Here is a 20742-nt window from a genome sequence, read left to right on the forward strand (position 1 = left end):
AAACTTACTTCTATGTTTTGCTAAAATTGATGCTTCATTTAATTTTTTATTTTATTTTTGCGAATAAATTATTATATAAGAGTTATATGATTGCAAATTTAAAGGTACTTGTTGTTGAGAATAATATATCAAATTATAAGTTAATTGAAGCTTATTTTAAGAAATATTTCCCCACTATTGAAGTCCTAGGACCTGCAAAAAGCTCAAAGGAATTTGTTGATTTATACTTTAAAATAAACCCAGATATTCTGTTGCTTGATATTATTTTAGATGATGATAAAACCTCGCTTGAAACATTAGCTGAATTAGGCCTTATCACTGCCGAAATTATTATTACAAGTTCTTTTGAACAATATGCTTTAGATGCAATTAACAAACACAGCGTTTCTGCCTATTTAGTAAAACCTATAGATGTTTTTAGTTTTAGAAATGCTTTAGCTGTTGCTGTTCAAAATATTGATATAAAAAGGAGAAATATTAAGAGTGATAATTACGGCTATAATAATAAAAAAAATATAGCAGTTGCTACAATTGACTCTATAGATTTAATAGAAATTAATGATATTTTGTATTTAGAGGCAGATGGTACCTATACTGTGTTTTACCTAGAAAACAAAGACCCAGTAGTAGCATCAAAAAATATTGGAGTATATGATAAATTAATGCCAGGAGATAGTTTTTTTAGAATACACCACAAATTCCATGTTAACGTTAACAAGGTTGTTAAAGTTTTTAAAGCCGATGGTTATTATTGCGTATTGAATAATGGAAAACACCTATCTATAGCGTTAAGAAGGCAAGAACAATTTAAAAAATTTTTAAATATAAAATAATTCTAGTTTTCTTAGAAAACAAACCCTTCATGGTGAAGTCTCTAATTTAACAAATTAGATAGGACTTAGTGGGTTGTTAAAATATTTTTTTAACAACTATTTCTGTACAACTGCACTTATTGCTCTTTAGGGGGCATTTATATGTTCACTTTCGCTTTAAATCTTAGTAAGGTTTATTTTTGCTAGTTACTAAACAGCAAGAAATAAGATATGAAAAAAATTATAATTTTAATAGTTGGCCTTGTAAGTGCCAATGTTGCATGGTCTCAAGATCTGCATGTAGGTTCAGGAGCAGCAATAACAACGTTACCCGGTAGCGTATTATTTTCAGGAAGCAATACCTCCGTAGATGCATCAGCAAGCTTAACCACTACCTCAGATGCTACTGTAAGTGGCTCTTTTATTGTGAGTGGCACCACAACAGGAGACATTACGTATAAGCGTTATATACCTGACACTGATTGGCATTTGGTTTCTGCACCTGTTACAAGTCAAAGCATTCCTACTTTTGTAGGGGTTGCTGGCAATGCAGTAGCTCAAAGTGGTACAACAAGTAATTACGGGGTGTCTTATTACAACAACACCAATGCTGCGGGTAATCGTTGGACGTATCATAATACGGCAACCACGGCTCCAGAAAATCAAGAAACATTAACAAATTTTGTTTCGGGGCAAGGGTATAGTATGAAGAAGGCCGCTACTGGCGCTTACACCTTTACTGGTGCCATGGCAAACACAGATGTTGCTGTGTCAATACCAACTGTAAATGCTGGTACGCATCGTTGGAGTTGTATTGGAAACCCGTTTCCATCATTTTTAGCTGTAAATAATGCTGCAAATGCAGTGGCAAATGTGTTAACAGGTAACCTTGGTAATTTAGACCCAAGTTTTGCTTTTTTATATGTTTGGAATGGAACTTCTTATGATCCTATAGGGCTTTCGGATACTGCTTTACAGTTAGCTCCAGGGCAAGCTTTTATGGTGAAAGCAATTAATTTGAATGAAACATTTACCTTTAGCAAAGGTTTACAAAACCATAACAGTGGTCCAACCACTTTTTATAAAGGGAGTTCTTCAATACCTACTATTTTAGTAAATCTTACAAGTGGTGCTGTAAACAAAGCTACAAAATTAACGTTTTTAGACAGCTCAACTACAGGTTTAGATGTAGGGTATGATGCAGGTGCCTACCAAGACGGTACCCCTTCATTTTCTATAAACACCCATTTGGTATCCGATAGCCAAGGCATCGATTTTACCAGACAATCTTTACCAACAAGTGTTTTAGATAGTGAGGTAGCAATACCTTTATCTGTGTACGCTGCTGTAAATAAAAAATTAACATTTAGTGTAGCTGCTAATAATGTGCCAGACGGCGTAGCAGTCTATTTAGAAGATAGCTTTAACAATACTTTTACAAACCTAACCGATGCATCTGTAGAAATAACAACTACTACTGCTTTAAATGGTATTGGTCGGTTTTACCTACGTACCTCTAGTAGTGTCTTAAGTTTAGAGAATAACGTTGTAGATAATAGTGTAAACTTATATAAAACTTCTAATAGTACGCTAAAAATTACAGGTTTAAAAGCACAAGGTAATGCTACGCTTCAAATGTATAACATTGGTGGTAAAGAAGTATTGGCTACACAATTTGTTGCACAGCGTGTAAAAGAAATTTCATTACCAATGTTACCAACAGGCGTTTACATTGTAAGTGTTGTTTCTAAATTGGGTACGTTTCATAAAAAATTAATTATCGAATAAAAACTTCAATTAAATGAAAGTAAATAACAAGAAATTTGTGGAGCAAGAAAAAGAAGAAATCTCTAGAAAAGAAGCCATTTCTAAAATAGGAAATTATGGAAAGTATGCTGCTTTAACAGCATTAGGTACGTATCTAATTTTAAGTCCACAAAAAGCACAAGCTGCTAGTGCTGAGTCACCAGGTACTGGTTTCTAAAAATAAACACACAAATAGCATTTAAATAAAAATAACAATTAACTAACAAAAAAAGAAAATAAAATTATGAAAAAACTATTATTATGTGCTGCATTTATAGCGGCAAGTTTTACAACAGTTGCACAGGTTGGTGTTGGTACCGCAACGCCACAAGCAGCTTTAGATGTAGTGTCTACAACTAGTGGTGTTCTTTTGCCGCGTGTTGCTAATATTGCCGCAGTTACCGCTCCCGTAAATGGAATGCTTATTTACGATCTATCAAGTAACTGTTTTAAAGGGTTCGAAAATGGGGCCTGGACCTCTTGTTTTAATATTCAGGTAGGTGAAAATGATGTTGTATCTACTACCGGTAAAATATGGATGGACCGTAATTTAGGAGCAACACAAGTAGCCACTGGTAGTCAAGATTTTGCATCTTATGGAAATTTATATCAATGGGGTAGAGCTGCAGATGGCCACCAAGTAATAATGCGAGATGCAGCCACATTACCAAATGGTACTAATCCACCAAGCGGTTCTTCTTCATCTGCAGCAGGGCCAGTGGCTAGTGGTAGTGAAGGTGCAAACTTTATTACTGGTAATTCTGATTGGTTAAGTACACAAGATGATGTGCGTTGGAGCACTGGTACAGAAATAGCTCCTGTAAAAACTGCTAACGACCCTTGTCCATCTGGGTATAGAGTGCCAACCGAGACAGAATTAACCCAAGAACATCTTTCTTGGTCTTCTAATGATAGTGATGGAGCCATAGATAGCCCATTAAAATTACCTCTTGCGGGCCGCCGCTACTCCAGTAATGGTACGCTTTACAGTGTTGGCTCAAATGGCTACTATTGGTCAAGTACCGTAAGTAGTACGGGCGCACGTTTCCTGTACTTCGATAGCAGTAATGCTAACATGTACAATGACACTCGTACCTACGGCTTCTCGGTACGTTGCATTAAGGATTAATTACTTTGGGTTTTTGTACCCTTTATACTTAAACTGGTTGTCCCGTAGGGCAGCCAGTTTTTAAAACACCGCTTTAGCGGTCAAAATAAAAATTTAAAAAAGTAGGTTTGTTTTATACCTAGTTTGTTGTGTTCTTCTTTAAGCACCTAAGAGTTTCACGCAACAACAAGCAAACAACAAACAAAACCGTAACGTTGGTCTTTAACAAAAAAAGCAATGACTTTAAAAGAAAAAGTAACTTTAGCAGCACAACCTAATAGGTTGTACCTTTTTAAAGAAGGCATGTTTTACAAAGCGTATAACCAAAATGCAATGTGGTTTGTACAAAAAATAAAACGGTACAATGTAACGGTTAAATACATAAAAAATATACAGCAAGAGGTGTTTAGTATTGGTTTTCCTGTAACCTACTTAAATACATTAAATTTAAAGCCTTTTACTGCACAAAATATAGATAATACGGCTTCAAATTTATGTTGTTATACCATAACACAACAGCCTATAAAAACAACAAACTATATAAGTTGGTGTGCTAATTTGCCAAGGCCAAATGCACAACCAATACAAACAATAAAACCATACACAAACATACGTACGCAACTACAAAATTTTAATATGGCAATAAAAACACCTATAGAAGCCTTTGAGTTTTTAATACAGTTAAAAAAAATGTTATAGTGTGTTATTTTAGTATACAGTAACCCGTCTTGTTTGCACACATCTTGTTAGCCTGGGATAGTCTTACGCAATAGTAAGCAACCAAAAACCCACCAACTATAGAACCATATCCAAATAAAAATTGCAAAACTTAACAGAACAACTTTACTTCTCTTACTTAGATGCGCGTAAAAACAAACGTAACACGCATAATCAATTAGCTTTCGAGCTAGATTTAGAGCATAATTTATGCACTCTAGCAGCTCAAATTTATACCAATAGCTACCAACCAAAACCGGCTATTGCGTTTATAGTAAATAAACCTGTGCAAAGAGAAATTTTTGCAGCAGATTTTGCAGATCGTGTAGTACATCATTTAATTTACAGGTGTTTATACCATAAACACGTAGATCCTTTTTTTATAAAAGATAGTTACAGTTGCCGTAAGGGAAAAGGTACACTTTATGGCGTAAAAAGAGCAACTCATTTTATACGTTCTTGCACACAAAACTATACACAAGAAGCGTACATTTTAAAATTAGATATCTCGGGTTATTTTATGAATATGAGCCATAACTTACTATACAATAAAGTAATGGCTTTTATAACTAAAAAAGAGTATTTAGGCATCCCTTCAAAAACATTAATACAGCTTTTACGCAAAACAATTTTTGCAGATGTAGCTAGTAATTGCCACATAAAAGGTAGTAAAAGCGAATGGGTTGGGCTACCAAAAGATAAAAGTTTATTTAACAAACCCGCTGGTATTGGCTTGCCAATTGGTAACTTAACTTCACAAATATTTGGTAATATTTATTTAAATCAACTAGACCATTATATAAAAAACACCTTGCAAATTAAATATTATGGCAGGTATGTAGATGATATGATATTTGTGCATAAAAATAAAACAGTGTTAAAAAAAATAATACCCAAAATACAAGCACAGTTAGACATTGTTGGATTAACAATACATCCTAAAAAAATGTACTTGCAACATTACACAAAAGGCGTTTTGTTTTTAGGGCATTATATAAAGCCATACAGAGCGTATATAAGCAATCGTACAAAAGCAAATTTTTATAAGGCCATACCTACAATAAATCATTTAATTACTGCAAATTTTCAAATTACCTGGGAAACAATGATAAAAGTAAGAGCATTATTAAACGCTTATTTAGGTACTTTAAGCCATGCTAAATGTTATAACCTAATAGTAAAAACATTACAAAACCTAGACAGTAAATTTTATTACTTTTTTGGGTTCACAAAAAACTATTCTAAAACCTATATAAAAAAAGACTATTGGCTATGGCACTATACACAAACCTACCTGTTTACAAAACAAGCTACGATGTATTGTTAGACGTACATAGATATACAAACACCTTTACAAGAGAACATAAATACACGATAGGTGAAAAACTAAAAGAAGAAAGTATACAGGTGCTAATAGCTATTTTTAAAGCAAACAAAGCTAAAAAAAATAACAGATTAGTACACATAGATACCGCAAGAGAACATGTAGAGTTGTTACGTTTGCTATCTCGTATAGCAAAAGAGTTAGAGGTACTAACTGCAAGACTTTATGTGGCCTTAAACTTAAAAATAGAAGAAGTATCAAAACAACTAACAGCATGGCAAAAATACACGGCCGGAGCTATTACCTAAATTTTTTATAAATTTAATAATAGGAGTGTTTTGTAATCCTAACACAACTCTTACAAATTGTAAGGACATGTTTTTTTAAACATTTAGTATACAAATATATGTTGTATATTAAATTACAAGTTTGTGTTTAATAGTACCTCTTGCGGGCAACCGCAACAACAGTAATGGTACGCTTAACAATGTTGGCTCAAATGGCAACTATTGGTCAAGTACCGTAAGTAGTACGAACGCACGTAACCTGAACTTCAATAGCAGTAATGCTAACATGAACAATAACAATCGTGCAAACGGCTTCTCGGTACGTTGCATTAAGGAAAACAATTTTTGCCATGCTTTTAAAATAATAATTAAAAAAGAAAGATTAAGATGAGAAACGCATTACTACTAACATTATTACTAGCAAACATACTGCAAGCAAAGGCTCAAACACTAAAGGGCACATTAACACAACATAAAGGGCAAACAATAACCTTAATAGGCTTTAACTATTACAAAGCATTAGATTTAGACAAAACAGTTGCAGATAGCCTTGGTAATTTTAGCCTAAACTACCCAAAAAATTACAAAGGTATGGGCATCTTAAAAACCCAAGATAATAGTAGTTTAGTAATGCTACTTAAAAAATCTAAAACACAAATTACAGGCACACATTTAAAAGATGCAGCTAGTTTACAGTTTATAAATAGTAAAGAAAACAACCAATTTGTAACGTATGCAAAGACATATACCCAAGGCAAACAAGCGTACAGCGCATGGCGTTATCTAAAACCCAAGTATACAAATATAGAAACTTTAAAAACAGAAAAAAAAAGTACTACAAACAATAGACAAAGAGTTAGAACGTTTAGAGCAAGTAGCTGCCAATGCTATAAAATTAATACCAGAAAAAAGCTATTTACATTGGTTTTTACCCATGCAAACTTTGGTAAAAGACATGCCAGAAACCATCCATAAGTATACAGAGAACTTACCTAAAAACATACAGCAGTTTAGAAGTATAGACTTTAGCCACCCAAATTTTAAAACAAGTGGTTTATTTAAAGAATTGATAGAAGGGCATTATTTTTTACTAGAAAATATGGGGCAAAATTTAGACAGTGTCTATACCCAAATGAATACAAGTACAGATTATTTAATTAAAAGCCTAAAGAAGAATGACAGCTTGTTAAACACCGTTTCAGAAACACTGTTTAAATACTTTGAAAAACGAAGTTTATACCCTGCAGCAGCACATTTAGCTACCCAAATGCTAAGCCAAGACCAATGTGTGTTAAGCACCAGTTTAGCCAATACGATGCAAAAATATAAAGATTTAAAAGTGGGTGCTATTGCACCAGATATACAACTAGATGCAAGCACCACATTAAGTAGTATTAAAAAACCGGTATTGCTTGTGTTTGGTGCAAGTGGGTGTACACACTGCAAAAAAGAAGCTTTAGAATTATTAGGCTATTATGACACTTGGAAAGCCAGAAAAAATATAGAAGTAGTGTATATAAGCTTAGACACAGATAAACAAGCTTTTAAAACCACTTACCAAAATACGCCTTGGCAAACCTATTGCGATTATAAAGGTTGGGAAACCCAAGCAGCAAAAGACTATTATATAAACGCTACACCAACCTATTTTTTATTAGATAAAGATTTAAAAATATTGGTGCATCCTAGATCTTTAGGGCAAGTAGATGCTTGGGTTACTCACAAGTTGTAGTTGTTGTTATAAAGTTACCTCTTTGTTCTGCTACACTTGTTGTAGTATCTATAAAATAAGCATTTACAAAAAAAAATACGGACATAAATTCTGGGTAACAGTATAATTTTGTTATTGCTTTATACGTCTTCCTTCTTAAAAATAAAATTGAAACACAAACTACAAAAAATAACTATTTTTTATTATTTTAGAAACTAGATATTAAAAATAAAAAAATAGGACACCTTTAATTTTTTATCAGGTGTCATTTTTTAGAAACAGATAAACAACCATTTAAGATACTTTCTAAATATTAGAAACCACTTTTACACTTAAAGTACCCCATCTGTCTCCGCAAGAACGCAAACAGTTTGGTGGTGTTAATGCGCAAAACAAATTAAGTATTAAGAAAGTAACAGGTTATAGAGAAAGGCAACCTAGTTTAAGTAGACCAGATATACAATAGGCAGCTTATTTACAAAATCATAATAATCCAAATTTTTTGTCAAAACGAAGCAAAACGTTTAACAGGACAGGTAAGGGTGTTTAAAATGCTAAAAAAATGTATAAATAGGATAATGACCAAGTCTCTTTAATAGATTATAGTTATACTCAATACAAAAACAAGTCTAGAGCAATAGAACACAAAACTGTATTCATGGAAAGATAAGTATTGTGATTTTTAAGAAAAACAAGTTGTTAACTTTAAAACGATGGTGTAAAAGACGCTTCTACTTTACTTCTTATAGAAAAACAAAGAAACATATTAGTAGGAGTACACTATTGAAGAAAATAATTATAAAAATGGTAAAGCATTAGTTGTGAAGTTATTGAGTTTATTTTTTTTAAAATAGTTAGATTGTTTAAAAACTTGGTAACACCTGCGCTACAAATTCTCTTAACTTTTTACTTTATGTCTCCCTAAAATAACTTGTTAGATTATATATAGGTAATCAAAGTTACCTTCTCTTTTTTATCCGCCTTCCGTAAGTGTTAACCTAAAAGGTTTCTATAATTGGGTTAGAAGGGGTAATGTGTTGCTTAACGCTACGGTAAGCTATATTTATCAAGATATATGCCACTGGTTATTTTCAGTACTATTACTTAGTGTTTTTAGTATTAATACGGTGTTTATTTGGTATATATAAATCTATATTTGCCAACTCTTACAATAAATTAGACGATTATTTATTGTGGGAGTTGGCTTAAAACAATTTGCAACAAAAAGCACTTGGTTTTACTGTTTCATGTAAGGGTGCTAATACATGTTCTAATTTCACAAAAAAGACAAGGCATTTCTAAAGTTGTATACAAAGGTTTTAACCAGATATTTTTAGGAAATTTAAAGAATGTAGATGCAGTTGTTAAGTTTTTAATGCCAGGTTATATTGGTAAGAAAAGAATGATTACCTCATTTTAATTTAATAATTTTGACCTTAAAAAATAGATAAACACAGAATTAAGAGTAAAAACATAATGTTAATAAATAAGTAGATACTAGTCTTTAATTATATAAAGTTTTAGCAACTTCGGTAATAATAAGATTATGGAATTTAAAGATGTAAAAAACAACGAGCCTGATTTAGTAAAAGTAAGCGACACATTTTATAAAAGTGAAAAACACTTAGTTTTAGTAGGAGGAGAATATCCTTTAGTTGCTAGATTTGAAAAAGATATTTCAATTGATTATGAATACGAATCTTGGTTCTTTGAAGAGTACGATGATATAGTTGATGAAGTTACTCATTTTGCTAAAATAACAAACCTACCTAAATTGTAGTTGTTGCTAACTATAGAATATAAAACTTATTTTTTCATGATTATTAATGAAAAAGGAAGTACTAAGAAGTTATTGGTTACTCTTAAAAATAGATTCAAAGTAAAAAAAAAGAAATGATTAAAGATGCCTCTTCTTTAAAATAAGGTAAACAAATCAAACACAAGAAAATGAAACAGAATGTAAAGTTTTTAATAGAAGCGAATGAAACAAAACGAAAATTCTTGTCAATTATATCTCACGAGTTGGCAAATCAGTTTAACACAATACTAGGGTTTACAAGCTTATTAGAACAAGACTATGATACCTTCACAGATAAAGAAAGAAAAGAGTATGTTTCTATAATTAATTTACATGTCAACCGCAATTATAAAATAACAAAAAATCTTTTAAATTGGTCAAAGTCTCAACAAGATGGTATGGTTTTACTTAAGAAACAGATTAATGTTAGAAAGAGCGTTTTAGATTGTATTAAACCATATCAAACTTTAGCTTGTAAGAAGCAACTAGTTACAAGCTTAATTATTGAAGATTCGTTAACTGTTTTAGCAGATTTAAATTCTTTTAATACCATTTTAATAAATATATATAGTAATGCCATAAAGTTTTCATGTAAAGGTGAAATAATTATAAAAGCAGAAAAAAATAAAGAGGAAATTAAAATACAGATTATAGACCAAGGGGTTGGTTTTAAAAAAGAAAAAATAAATTCTACTTTAGGTACTAATAATGAAGAAGGCTCAGGTGTAGGGTTATTAATTGTCAAAGACCTTTTAGATGCACATAGGGGAAGTCTAGAAATTTCAAAAAACTTTTTAAAAGGTACTATTATTTCACTAAGATTTCCTTTAGGAAAATAGTTTAAACCTTTGGTGTGTTCCTGTGTATGTTTTTTGTTGGATACTCTCTTTTTTAGCGTAAGAAAATTAAATATATATTTTTTATAAACAAAACGCTCTACTTCCTTTTAATTTTTATTAGTGTATCATGCTTATTTGACGATGGAATTAACATTCCTGATAATAGCTGACAAAACGATAATAACGCAATATATTTAGATACAAATAACAGAACAATTAAAGTCAAATATTGTTGTCTATCTTAGATGTATCCAATCAAAATTTTTCAAAAATCTTAGGAAATTTTAATAGAAAGAATAATTAAAATTGAGGTTATGCTGGTTCTGTAGCAATCATCAATCAAATTATGGGAAAAGCGAGAGTTAACTCAACTGCTAATGGTTTAGCAATTCTATCCGAAAAGTTACCAAACAGCGTAAATTATATAAATACCTCAAAAATAAAAAGAGAATTAATGATATTACGTTACTTCTCTTTTTTAATGCGATTTTATACATCATTAAAATAGCTGTATTTTTTTAAAGAAATATTTCAAGTTGTTTTGCACCTATTTAGAAATATAGTGCAAACAGTTTTGCTTAAATTAATTAAATATATATATTTAAGAAAAATTGAGCAATTTGTCAATTCAATCTAAGTACTGATTAGCCTCAAATTGCTTTTGGTTCTCATACGATAGTTCATGAAATATTTAAAGTTTATTAATTTTAAAATAGGAAATAGTATTTTACTAATCGAACGAATTGGTTAGATGCTTGTCTTGAAAAATGGACAAAATTAAACTAAAATACAAGGTTTTAACCCTGTTTTTATTGAAGGTTTGTATGAAGTGAATAAACTAAGATATAAATAACAATTTAGTGATTGTTGTTTTATTGAAAATGAAAAAAGCAGTTAAAATTAACAAAACAGAGATAAAATAAAGCACAATAAATTAGTTTTATGACAGACATATCTACTAGAAAAGAACAAAACCCTTTATTAGCTCCCAAAGATTTAAAGCCAAGCAATGAAAACATGATAATTGAATGTTTATTGAATCCTGGAGTGTTTGAATTTAATGGAAAAATAGGTTTATTAGTAAGGGTTGCGGAAAGAACAATTCAAAAACAAGGCATTGTATCAGTGCCTATTTACAATAGTGTTGGAGAAGTTGAAATTCTTGATTTTAATAGAGAGGATCCAAAATTAGATTCCTCAGATGCTAGAGTTATTAATTATGATGGAACAGACTATTTAACAACCATTTCTCATTTAAGATTGCTTTTTAGTAATGATGGAATCAGTTTTGAAGAATCAGAGGAATATCCTTCTATTTTTGGCGAAGGAGAATATGAGTCTTTTGGAATAGAAGATTGTAGAGTTTCTAAAATAGATAGTACCTACCATCTTACCTATACAATGGTTTCTTCTAACGGAGTTGGGGTAGGATTAAGGACAACCAAAGATTGGAGGAATTTTGAAAAAAAAGGAATGATTTTTAGTCCTCATAATAAAGATTGCGCCATTTTTGAAGAAAAAATCAATGGACTATTTTATGCCTTACACAGACCTAGCAGTCCTGAATTAGGTGGTAACTATATATGGCTAGCAGAATCTCCTGACGGTGTTCATTGGGGAAATCATAAATGTATTGCTAAAACACGGATAGGAAAGTTTGATAGTAAACGTCTAGGAGCGGGAGCAGCACCAATTAAGACAGCAAAAGGGTGGTTAGAAATTTACCATGGTGCAACAGCAGAAAACAGATATTGTTTAGGAGCTATCTTATTAGATTTAAAGGATCCTTCAAAAGTAATTGCAAGATCAGAAGAGCCTATTATGGAGCCCATTGCAGCATATGAACAAACTGGCTTTTTTGGAAATGTAGTTTTTACGAATGGCCACTATGTAGATGGAGATATAATACATCTGTATTACGGAGCATCGGATGAATTTGTTTGTTCTGCAAACTTTTCAATTAATGAAATTTTAAAAACACTAGAACAATAATGGTAAAATTAGCAGGAGTAGGGTTAAAAGATTTTACAAGAAGTGCGAAAATATTGATACTTACAAATACAATTTATGCCTTTGTATTGCCCGTCATAGATATATTTGTAGCGTCTTATATTATGAGAAATTCAAATGACCCTTCAAAAGTTATTTTATACCAATTGGCTATTTATACAGGTATTCCTATTACTTTTTTTATAAATGGATATTTATTGAACAAGATTAATATCAAAAAATTATTCTCATTAGGAATGATACTAAGTGGAGTTTCTATGGTGTTTATGATGTCTTTAGATGAAATTAATTATACAGGAATAGCAGTTGCTGGTTTAATTATGGGAATGTCTTTTGGCTTATATTGGGCAAATAGAGACTATTTGGTGCTGGCTACAACTAAAGATAAGACACGAAATTTTTATTATGGCTTAGAAACATTTTTGTATACAATAATTGCATCTATTGTTCCTGTAATGATTGGGTGGTTTTTAATGAGTGGAAATGAAGGTGAAGGTAAAATTGCAAATGATGGTGTAAATGCAGCCTATAAAGTGATTACAATGATTGTTTTTGGTATCACAATTTTAGCTTCTATTGTATTTCATTTTGGGAAGTATGAAAAACCCAAGAGTGAGAAATTTTTATATTTCACGTTTCATAAACTTTGGAAAAAGATGCTACAATTGGCTGTTTTAAAAGGGTTGGCCCAAGGGTTTATTGTTACAGCACCAGCAATGTTGATGATGAAATTTTTTAATTCTGAAGGTGCATTAGGTTCAGCAATATCTATTGGTGCTGTAATAGCAGCAGTAATTATGCTTATTCTAGGTAAAATATCTAAACCAAAGCACCGATTAACAATATTCTCTGTAGGGTTAATTTGTTTTTTCTTAGCATCCTTTTTTAACGGTTTGCTGTTTAACACAACAGGTGTTATTATATTCATGTTTTTGTTATTGATAGCAAGACCAGTGCTTGATATTGCTTACTTTCCTATTCAATTAAAAGTGATAGATTTACTCTCATCAATAGAAAATAGAAATGAATTTTCATATATTTTAAATCATGAAGTAGGGTTGTTTATTGGTCGTTTTTTAGGAGCAGGAACTTTTTTGGTTATCGCTTTTTATATAAATACAGATGTTGCTTTGAGATATGCTTTATTAATTATTGGAGTGCTCCAATTACTTTCAATACCTATTGCAAAACAATTATTAAAACAACAAGATACACTTGAAAATGAACATAAAAAATAAAATGAAAAGAATTGTTTTTGCAGTTAGTTATAGCTTATTTCTAGCGGCATGTAGTCCTTCTAAATTTGACATAGCATCACCAGTTCAGCAAGAATCAATTCACAGAGTTGAAGAAATGCCAAATTTACCACAACCATTTAAAATATTGGATTTCAATGAAATTGCAAAGAATTATGATAAGTTGGTGTATGATCCGAATCAAACAGGTGAGTATTGGCCATTAATTTGGAAAGATAATTCTCGTAAAAACTTTGACCAAGAAACGTTTGGTATCTATACAGCTATGGGTGATGTTAGGCAAGGAAATGAACATTATGAAGGTATTTTTCATGAGTCTTTGGCAAGTATTGGCTCTGTTTTAGGCGGTAGTTTAGTAGGTATTAATAAATCCAATCAAAATGGTGAAAACTATGTTGGAATGCTGAAAAACTATTTCAATTCAGAAACGAAATGGAATATTATGATGAATAATACCAGTCCGGAAGTTGCGCAATTAGGAGGAGGTTATGCAAGAGATTGGTGGTATGATGTATACCCAAATGTTATGTTATATGCCGTAGCAGATTTTTATCCAGAAGAAAAAGGCTATGAACCAATACTTCGTTCAGTAGCAGATAAATTTTATGAAGCGGATGCTGTATTAGACGGAAATTATGACTATTCGTTTTTTAATTATGCAACTATGAAGCCTACAAAAAATTGGATTTGTGCGCAAGAAGATGTTGCTGCAGGTCATGCGTATGTTTTATATTCAGCGTATCAAAAATTTCAGGATCCTAGATATTTAGAAGGTGCAAAATCTTCTTTGGAAGCACTTCTAAATCAAAAGGAGAATCGGTTTTATGAAATATTAATGCCATTTGGAGCTTATGTTGCAGCAAGAATGAATGCCGAACAAGGCACTAATTATGATTTTTCAAAAATATTAGATTGGACTTTTGACGGTTCTTCTGTCTGTAGAGAAGGTTGGGGAGTGCTAGTTGATAATTGGAACGGTTATGATGTTTCTGGTATAGTAGGAAGTACAGTTCATAATGGAGGGTTTGGATTCTTAATGAATACGTTTGATACCATGTGGCCATTGGTACCTATGGTTCGTTACGATCAACGATATGCAAATTCTATTGGAAAATGGATGTTAAATGCAGCCAATGCATCTCGATTATTTTATCCAAATGAAATTCCTGATGAACACCAAACAATTCCTGAAGAAAAAGTACATACTAAAGGTGTAATTGCTTATGAAGCACTTATAAAAAAAGCACATTATGAGCAATATGAACACCTTGAAGCTCCGGTGGCAATTGGAGATGGAATGCACTGGAATAAAGACAATCCAAAAGTATCTCAATTTAGTGTTTACGGCAGCGGACATGTTGGAATTGCAGGTGCCATTATTTCTAAAACCAATGTAGAGAATATTCTTCAGTTAGATTTATTAGCAACAGATTTTTATAAAGAGAAAGCCTATCCTTCTTACTTATATTACAATCCAAACCCAGAAGTAAAGGAAGTAATTATTTCAACAGGAGAGCAAGAACTAATGATTTACGATGCCATGCAAAGAGCATTTATAGCAAAAAATATAACTGGCAGTTTTACTTTTAAAGTTGATAAGGAAAATTCATCTTTACTGGTTTTAGTGCCTCAAGATGCTGAAATTTTAGAAAAAGATGGAAAATTGTATGCCAATGATACTGTTATTGATTTTAGATATTCCAAAGTAAATTAAAAAAGTTGATAGTAATAATAGTTCTCTCATATCATTTTTAAATTGAATAGATGCGTTACCTAAAATCGATTATCATATTAGTAGTAGTAACATCAATAATGTATTCTTGTACAGATAAAGTAAAAATCGCTACTGAAAAAACTTGGTGGAAAGAGACTGTTTTCTATGAAATTTATATGCCCAGTTATAAAGATAGTGATGGTGATGGTTTCAGTGATTTTAAAGGGGTAACTTCAAAATTAGATTATATTGAAAACTTAGGAATTAAAGGTATTTGGTTAACTCCTTTTCTTAAATCGCCAAAAGTAGATAATGGATACGATGTTGCTGATTATTATAAAGTTGATCCAATGTATGGCTCATTAGAAGATTTTAAATTGTTCTTAAATGAAGCACATAAAAAAGATATAAAAATAATTATGGATTTAGTGGTAAATCATACTTCTACTGAATCAAAATGGTTTCAAGAGTCTAAAAAATCAAAGGATAATCCTTACCGGGATTATTATATTTGGAATGATAAACCCAACAATTGGGAATCATTTTTTGGTGGATCCGCTTGGGAATTAGACAGTACTACTAACCAATATTATTACCACCAGTTTGATGTTAAAATGGCCAACCTTAATTGGGGAAACCCAAAAGTTGTTGAAGAAATTCAGGATGTTTTAAGGTTTTGGTTAGACTTGGGTGTTGATGGATTTAGACTAGATGTCATTAATTTTTTAACTACTGAAGGTGTAACTTTAGACAATCCAACAAATAAAAAAGGAGAACAAGAACATCTAAATGACATCAATCAGAAAGGTGTTAAAGACGCCATGAAAATAATACGGGAAACTGTAAATGAATTTGACAATCGCTTTATTGTTGGTGAAATAGGAAGTGATAAAATTGAGGTTTTAAAGCAATACCAAGGAACGGAATTATTAGATGTAGTTTTTAATTTTAATTTTGGGAGTATTCCTGAGTTTTCAGCACAACGTATTTTTGATGAACTTCAGAGTATGGAAAAAAGCATGACCAATTACCCAACGTTATTTTTTGGAAGTCATGATATGCCTCGTTTAATAAGTAGATTGGCAAAAAACAACACTAAAAGAGCAGAATCATTGGCGGCATTAATGCTTTTAGCAAAGGGTATTCCATTTATTTATTATGGAGAGGAAATTGGAATGGAAAACATTGAAGCCAACTCAATTGATGAAATGATGGATATTCAAGGTCGTACAAAGTTTCATTTAGCCTTAGATAATGGAAGGTCTAAAGAAGAGGCGCTTGAAATTGGAAATAAGCATAATAGAGATAAATCTAGAAGTCCGATGCAATGGAATACTGAAAAATATTCAGGTTTTTCTGCTACAAAACCCTGGATTAAAGTAAATTCAAACTATGAACATATAAATGTTGATAGTCTGACTAAAAACGAAAAGTCAATGTTGAATAGCTATAAAATATTGATTTCTTTACGGAATTCTGAACCAGTTTTTCAATATGGTAAGTATGAGGAATTAACCTTTTTAAACAATTGCATCTCTTTTATTAGAGAGTATCAAGGAGATAAAGTTAAATGTTACTTTAACTTTAGTGAATCTGCAATAAAAGTTGACTTAGACTCAAAGGGAAAAGTAGTACTTGGAGAAACAACGATTCAACCAAATAATTACTTAATAGTAAAAATAACCAATAAGTAGTAGGTTAAACACAGAAAATATGCAATTATAAAAAAGCATATGATTTGAGATGCTTTTTGTGTTTTACAAATGTTTTAAAGACTATTTAAGGGCTCAAGTATCAATTCAAAAAATATCAAGAGATTATAATTAGACATAAATACTAGGCTTTTTTATTTATTAAAAGTTAAATAAAAGCATAAAACTTGCTTGTAAGGAGTAATTTTAAGCCAAGTATCTTAAAAAGATAAAAAGGATTGTTAACTTGCATCTCAAACTATTCTAATTGTATTTAAAAAAATATAGCAAAGAAATATCCTTATTACTACTGCTTTTGGTATGTGTGTTTTTTTTCATAACAAAGACAACAGCATCTAAGGATGTCTTGTTAGTAACAAAAGAACCTATATTATTGCCGTTAAAAGAGGAACCTCCCATTTTAATAGAACGCTATTCTGAAAAAGTTACAAAAAATGTAAGCCACAAATTAGATTTATTATTAAAACGTATTAACAAGAGGCATGATTTTAATGGGGCAATATTAGTAGCGAAGAATGAAAAAATCTTGTATAGTAACCAAATAGGAATTGCAGATTTTAAAAAGAAAATTCCCCTAAATAAAGAATCAGTATTTCAATTAGCTTCTGTTAGTAAGCAGTTTACTGCAGCAGCCATTATGCTTTTGAATGAACAGAATAAAGTTAAGCTTACAGACACTGTAAACGCTTATTTTCCATGTTTTCCATTTAAGAATGTTACGATTAAGAATCTTTTAAATCATACGTCAGGATTGCCAAAATATTTTTGGGTAGCAGAGCATAAATGGTTAAAGAAAAAGCCCCCTACAAACAGTGAAATGATGGAGTTTTTAGAATCAAGTAATGTGCAGCGATACTTTAAACCAGGCCGTAATTTTGATTATTCTAATACAGGCTATTTTGTATTGGCTTCTATTGTTGAAAAAGTTTCAGGTACTTCTTTTAGCTCTTTTTTAAAAAGTAATATTTTTGAACCGCTACAAATGAAACAGTCATATGTGTACAGTTTTGAAAATGATAGTATTAAAGAAGACCAATTAATTGGATACCGATTGTATAGAGGATGGAGACATTTAAAAATACGCGGTACTGTAAATGACGCGATTGTTGGCGATAAAAATGTGTATACTACTGCAGAAGATTTGTATAAATGGACCCATGGATTAAGTACAGGAAAACTATTATCGAAAGAATCATTAGCACTGATGTATTCAAAAGGAGAAACAGTTTATGGTAGAAAAGTACCCTATGGCCTCGGTTTTAGAATTGGTAGTAAGCGAGAAAAAAGCATCTATCATTATGGAAAATGGAACGGTTTTAGTACAGGACTCACAAAATATTTGGAAGATGATTTGGTCGTTATCGTTTTAGAACATACCAGTTATAACGCTATGAGATCACTTACTAAAAAAATAAGAAAAATTGTTTCTGAAAATTTTGTCATCTAATTTCTTAAGTACACTTAGAGATTGATGTTTTTTTTCTTCTTTAGAGCTCCAAATATTTTCTTTTTTTTTAATTAAATAGATATCAGAAGATGAAAAATGAATAATAAAGACCATAAAAAAGTTCGAATCCAATTCAAGCGAACTAAACGGCTTAGCAATTCTTTGGTAACCTCACCATTGGTGATTTTTAAGTGAATGGGAGCAAAGCTTAAAAAAGTAAAAACCCAGAGAAATAGCACAATAACCAATACAGATAGTGATTGGAAACTGAAATTCAGAAAAAGATCTGTAGTGGCTACTATTAGCTGACAAAGCATTAAAGGAACTACAAGCACTGCAATACCTGTTGTATATTTTTGATGCCATCTTGTTAAGTTTTCAGGTCTGTAATACACAAAACTCGGATAAATAATAAGTTGTACCATCCAAATAAGTACAACCAATCCAACATCAACTAAAAGGGAAATTTGTAGGATAATTTGTGAATAGTCCAATGTTAATTACTTTTTAATGAAAGCGTATTTTTGAAGAACGGACAAACTTGTGTATTGTAACGATTTTATATGTGTAGCTTCTAGCCTAATAAAAGGTGCTTTTCCAACTTTTTCAGCTTGTAACCACCTAGAAATACACAAACACCATTGATCTCCAGCTTGTAGCCCGGGGAAATTCCAGTGCGGAATAGGCGTCATTAAATCATTTCCTTTAGAAGCAGAATAATCTAAAAAATCTTGAGTAACCACTGCACAAACGGTATGTGTACCAACATCTTGAGAAACTGTTCTGCAAAAACCATCTCTAAAATAACCAGTGGCAGGTTCAGTACAGCAACTTTCTAGGGGTTTGTTAAATACGTTTAATTCCAATTTATTCGCTTTTTAAATTTAAGAATATAAAGATACAAAAACTAACTCTCTAAGACTCCACTGCTCCAAACTCATTCTTCATGGATTTCTAAATATCTTTGGTGCTATTCAGTCGCTAAGAAAGATTTAAGGCAAATCATATCTACTTTAAAGTTGCTGTCAATTGATGCTCTAAAAATGTTTTCTTTAAATATTATTGCATTTATTTAAATATAATCTAACGTAAATTAAATTTTAATGAATATAATTAACTCATTTTGAGAATTCCGTAAAAATTTATAAACTTTTTTAATAATATTTGTATATCTGAATATAATCTTTAGATTTGTTCTTTCAACCATTAGATAACAAAAATGTTAAACAACCATTTTACTCATTTCTATTTATACTTTTATTTTTACAATAAAAGAAGAGGCGCTGTATCATGTTGTTAAGAAACATTCACATAATATAAAGTCTCGAATTTAATTCGAGACTTTTTTTTTGATTTTAATTAAATGAATAAAGTAATTGCCATACAAGGAGCAGAAGGCTCAAATCACCATAAAGTTGCGCGCGACTTTTACGGAACATCAATAGAATTAAAAGAATGTATGTCTTTTGATATTTTGGTAGATAGCTTATTAGATAAATCTGCAACTTATGGAGTGATGGCTATAGAGAATACTATTGCAGGTTCTATTATTCCAAATTATGCATTAATTGACAATAATAATTTACATATTATTGGTGAAGAGTATTTAAATATTCATCATCATTTAATGGCTTTAAAAGGTCAGAAGATCGAAGACCTCAAAGAAGTTTGGTCTCATCCAATGGCATTGTTACAATGTAAGGCGTTTTTTAAAAAATACCCTTACATTAAATTAGTTGAAGATGTAGATACTGCAGAGGTTGCTAAAAGAATTTCTAAAGAAAACTTAGTTGGTATTGGAGCAATAGCACCAAAAATTGCAGCAGAAATTTTTAATTTAGAAGTTATTGAAGATGAAATTCAGACAATACAAGATAATTCAACAAGATTTGTAATTGTACAAACTGAGGAACCAGAAAATGGAATTGATCAAATTAATAAAGCATCTTTAAAATTTCAATTAAATCATAAAAGAGGAAGTTTAGCAGCCATTTTAAATGTGCTGAGTGATTGTAAAATGAGTTTAACAAAAATTCAATCTTTACCAGTTATTGAAACCCCTTGGAAGTATTCATTTTTTGTTGATATCACTTTTGATGTTTATAAAGACTATGAGAAAGCGATAAAAATTATTGAAATAATGGCGGAGGAGTTCAAGATTTTAGGAACCTATAAAAACGGCAGGCGTTAGCCCAGTCCTG

19 protein-coding genes are annotated in these 20742 nt (G+C 31.2%); 17 read left to right on the forward strand and 2 right to left on the reverse strand.

Annotation, left to right across the window (positions count from 1 at the left end; genetic code table 11):
* Positions 1–86 precede the first annotated feature (86 nt).
* The 16 genes from BTO04_RS12045 to BTO04_RS12130 all read left to right on the forward strand — a co-directional run bounded on the left by BTO04_RS12045 (position 87) and on the right by BTO04_RS12130 (position 18541).
* Positions 87–833, forward strand: a complete 747-nt coding sequence (locus BTO04_RS12045; protein ID WP_198342060.1) for a LytTR family DNA-binding domain-containing protein — start codon at positions 87–89, stop codon at positions 831–833.
* A 210-nt stretch (positions 834–1043) separates the two neighbouring features.
* The gene (locus BTO04_RS12050; RefSeq protein WP_087564734.1) at positions 1044–2600 is read left to right on the forward strand and encodes a T9SS type A sorting domain-containing protein; all 1557 of its coding nucleotides are present in this window, start codon (positions 1044–1046) and stop codon (positions 2598–2600) included.
* Positions 2601–2613: 13 nt separating this feature from the next.
* Positions 2614–2796 (forward strand): hypothetical protein, encoded by a 183-nt coding sequence (locus BTO04_RS12055; protein WP_087564215.1) that lies wholly within the window; start codon positions 2614–2616, stop codon positions 2794–2796.
* A 66-nt stretch (positions 2797–2862) separates the two neighbouring features.
* Positions 2863–3747 (forward strand): FISUMP domain-containing protein, encoded by an 885-nt coding sequence (locus BTO04_RS12060; RefSeq protein ID WP_087564735.1) that lies wholly within the window; start codon positions 2863–2865, stop codon positions 3745–3747.
* A 216-nt stretch (positions 3748–3963) separates the two neighbouring features.
* Positions 3964–4425, forward strand: a complete 462-nt coding sequence (locus tag BTO04_RS12065) for a hypothetical protein (RefSeq protein ID WP_157662462.1) — start codon at positions 3964–3966, stop codon at positions 4423–4425.
* Between the two features lie 121 nt (positions 4426–4546).
* Positions 4547–5770 (forward strand): RNA-directed DNA polymerase, encoded by a 1224-nt coding sequence (locus BTO04_RS12070; protein ID WP_087564737.1) that lies wholly within the window; start codon positions 4547–4549, stop codon positions 5768–5770.
* The gene (locus BTO04_RS12075) at positions 5716–6075 is read left to right on the forward strand and encodes a four helix bundle protein (RefSeq protein WP_087564738.1); all 360 of its coding nucleotides are present in this window, start codon (positions 5716–5718) and stop codon (positions 6073–6075) included. The genes BTO04_RS12070 and BTO04_RS12075 overlap by 55 nt, the downstream gene beginning before the upstream one ends.
* Positions 6076–6441: 366 nt before the next feature.
* A complete protein-coding gene (locus BTO04_RS12085) occupies positions 6442–7029 on the forward strand; it encodes a hypothetical protein (protein ID WP_087564740.1) in 588 nt (195 codons plus the stop codon).
* Positions 7010–7786, forward strand: a complete 777-nt coding sequence (locus tag BTO04_RS12090) for a peroxiredoxin (RefSeq protein ID WP_198342062.1) — start codon at positions 7010–7012, stop codon at positions 7784–7786. Before BTO04_RS12085 ends, BTO04_RS12090 begins: the two co-directional genes overlap by 20 nt.
* 1525 nt (positions 7787–9311) lie before the next feature.
* Entirely contained in the window at positions 9312–9545 is a 234-nt protein-coding gene (locus tag BTO04_RS12100) for a hypothetical protein (RefSeq protein WP_087564743.1), read from the forward strand.
* A gap of 167 nt (positions 9546–9712) precedes the next feature.
* Positions 9713–10402, forward strand: a complete 690-nt coding sequence (locus BTO04_RS12105) for a sensor histidine kinase KdpD (protein WP_087564744.1) — start codon at positions 9713–9715, stop codon at positions 10400–10402.
* A gap of 942 nt (positions 10403–11344) precedes the next feature.
* Entirely contained in the window at positions 11345–12394 is a 1050-nt protein-coding gene (locus tag BTO04_RS12110) for a glycoside hydrolase family 130 protein (RefSeq protein ID WP_087564745.1), read from the forward strand.
* Positions 12394–13650 (forward strand): MFS transporter, encoded by a 1257-nt coding sequence (locus BTO04_RS12115; protein WP_087564746.1) that lies wholly within the window; start codon positions 12394–12396, stop codon positions 13648–13650. The genes BTO04_RS12110 and BTO04_RS12115 overlap by 1 nt, the downstream gene beginning before the upstream one ends.
* Before the next feature lies 1 nt (position 13651).
* The gene (locus BTO04_RS12120) at positions 13652–15382 is read left to right on the forward strand and encodes a hypothetical protein (protein WP_087565411.1); all 1731 of its coding nucleotides are present in this window, start codon (positions 13652–13654) and stop codon (positions 15380–15382) included.
* 50 nt (positions 15383–15432) lie between these two features.
* Positions 15433–17076 carry an alpha-glucosidase gene (locus BTO04_RS12125; protein ID WP_087564747.1) on the forward strand — a complete coding sequence of 548 codons (1644 nt, stop codon included), beginning with the start codon at positions 15433–15435 and terminating at the stop codon, positions 17074–17076.
* A gap of 265 nt (positions 17077–17341) precedes the next feature.
* Positions 17342–18541, forward strand: a complete 1200-nt coding sequence (locus BTO04_RS12130) for a serine hydrolase (protein WP_087564748.1) — start codon at positions 17342–17344, stop codon at positions 18539–18541.
* 71 nt (positions 18542–18612) lie between these two features.
* Here BTO04_RS12130 and BTO04_RS12135 read toward each other — a convergent pair whose 3' ends face one another.
* Entirely contained in the window at positions 18613–19035 is a 423-nt protein-coding gene (locus BTO04_RS12135; protein WP_087564749.1) for a hypothetical protein, read from the reverse strand.
* 6 nt (positions 19036–19041) lie between these two features.
* Positions 19042–19407: a DUF2237 family protein gene (locus BTO04_RS12140; RefSeq protein WP_087564750.1), complete on the reverse strand. Its 366-nt coding sequence runs from the start codon at positions 19405–19407 to the stop codon at positions 19042–19044.
* A 497-nt stretch (positions 19408–19904) separates the two neighbouring features.
* Here BTO04_RS12140 and BTO04_RS12145 point away from each other — a divergent pair, with 497 nt between their 5' ends.
* The gene (locus tag BTO04_RS12145) at positions 19905–20732 is read left to right on the forward strand and encodes a prephenate dehydratase (protein ID WP_087564751.1); all 828 of its coding nucleotides are present in this window, start codon (positions 19905–19907) and stop codon (positions 20730–20732) included.
* The last annotated feature ends 10 nt before the right edge of the window (positions 20733–20742 follow it).

The sequence above is a fragment of the Polaribacter sp. SA4-10 genome (assembly GCF_002163835.1).
In the GTDB taxonomy this organism is placed as follows: domain Bacteria; phylum Bacteroidota; class Bacteroidia; order Flavobacteriales; family Flavobacteriaceae; genus Polaribacter.

Bases quoted from the DNA above. Each gene is read 5' to 3' on its own strand.
- BTO04_RS12045 (WP_198342060.1), top strand. From the start codon at position 87: ATGATTGCAAATTTAAAGGTACTTGTTGTTGAGAATAATATATCAAAT.
- BTO04_RS12050 (WP_087564734.1), top strand. From the start codon at position 1,044: ATGAAAAAAATTATAATTTTAATAGTTGGCCTTGTAAGTGCCAATGTT.
- BTO04_RS12055 (WP_087564215.1), top strand. From the start codon at position 2,614: ATGAAAGTAAATAACAAGAAATTTGTGGAGCAAGAAAAAGAAGAAATC.
- BTO04_RS12060 (WP_087564735.1), top strand. From the start codon at position 2,863: ATGAAAAAACTATTATTATGTGCTGCATTTATAGCGGCAAGTTTTACA.
- BTO04_RS12065 (WP_157662462.1), top strand. From the start codon at position 3,964: ATGACTTTAAAAGAAAAAGTAACTTTAGCAGCACAACCTAATAGGTTG.
- BTO04_RS12075 (WP_087564738.1), top strand. From the start codon at position 5,716: ATGGCACTATACACAAACCTACCTGTTTACAAAACAAGCTACGATGTA.
- BTO04_RS12085 (WP_087564740.1), top strand. From the start codon at position 6,442: ATGAGAAACGCATTACTACTAACATTATTACTAGCAAACATACTGCAA.
- BTO04_RS12090 (WP_198342062.1), top strand. From the start codon at position 7,010: ATGCCAGAAACCATCCATAAGTATACAGAGAACTTACCTAAAAACATA.
- BTO04_RS12100 (WP_087564743.1), top strand. From the start codon at position 9,312: ATGGAATTTAAAGATGTAAAAAACAACGAGCCTGATTTAGTAAAAGTA.
- BTO04_RS12105 (WP_087564744.1), top strand. From the start codon at position 9,713: ATGAAACAGAATGTAAAGTTTTTAATAGAAGCGAATGAAACAAAACGA.
- BTO04_RS12110 (WP_087564745.1), top strand. From the start codon at position 11,345: ATGACAGACATATCTACTAGAAAAGAACAAAACCCTTTATTAGCTCCC.
- BTO04_RS12115 (WP_087564746.1), top strand. From the start codon at position 12,394: ATGGTAAAATTAGCAGGAGTAGGGTTAAAAGATTTTACAAGAAGTGCG.
- BTO04_RS12120 (WP_087565411.1), top strand. From the start codon at position 13,652: ATGAAAAGAATTGTTTTTGCAGTTAGTTATAGCTTATTTCTAGCGGCA.
- BTO04_RS12125 (WP_087564747.1), top strand. From the start codon at position 15,433: ATGCGTTACCTAAAATCGATTATCATATTAGTAGTAGTAACATCAATA.
- BTO04_RS12145 (WP_087564751.1), top strand. From the start codon at position 19,905: ATGAATAAAGTAATTGCCATACAAGGAGCAGAAGGCTCAAATCACCAT.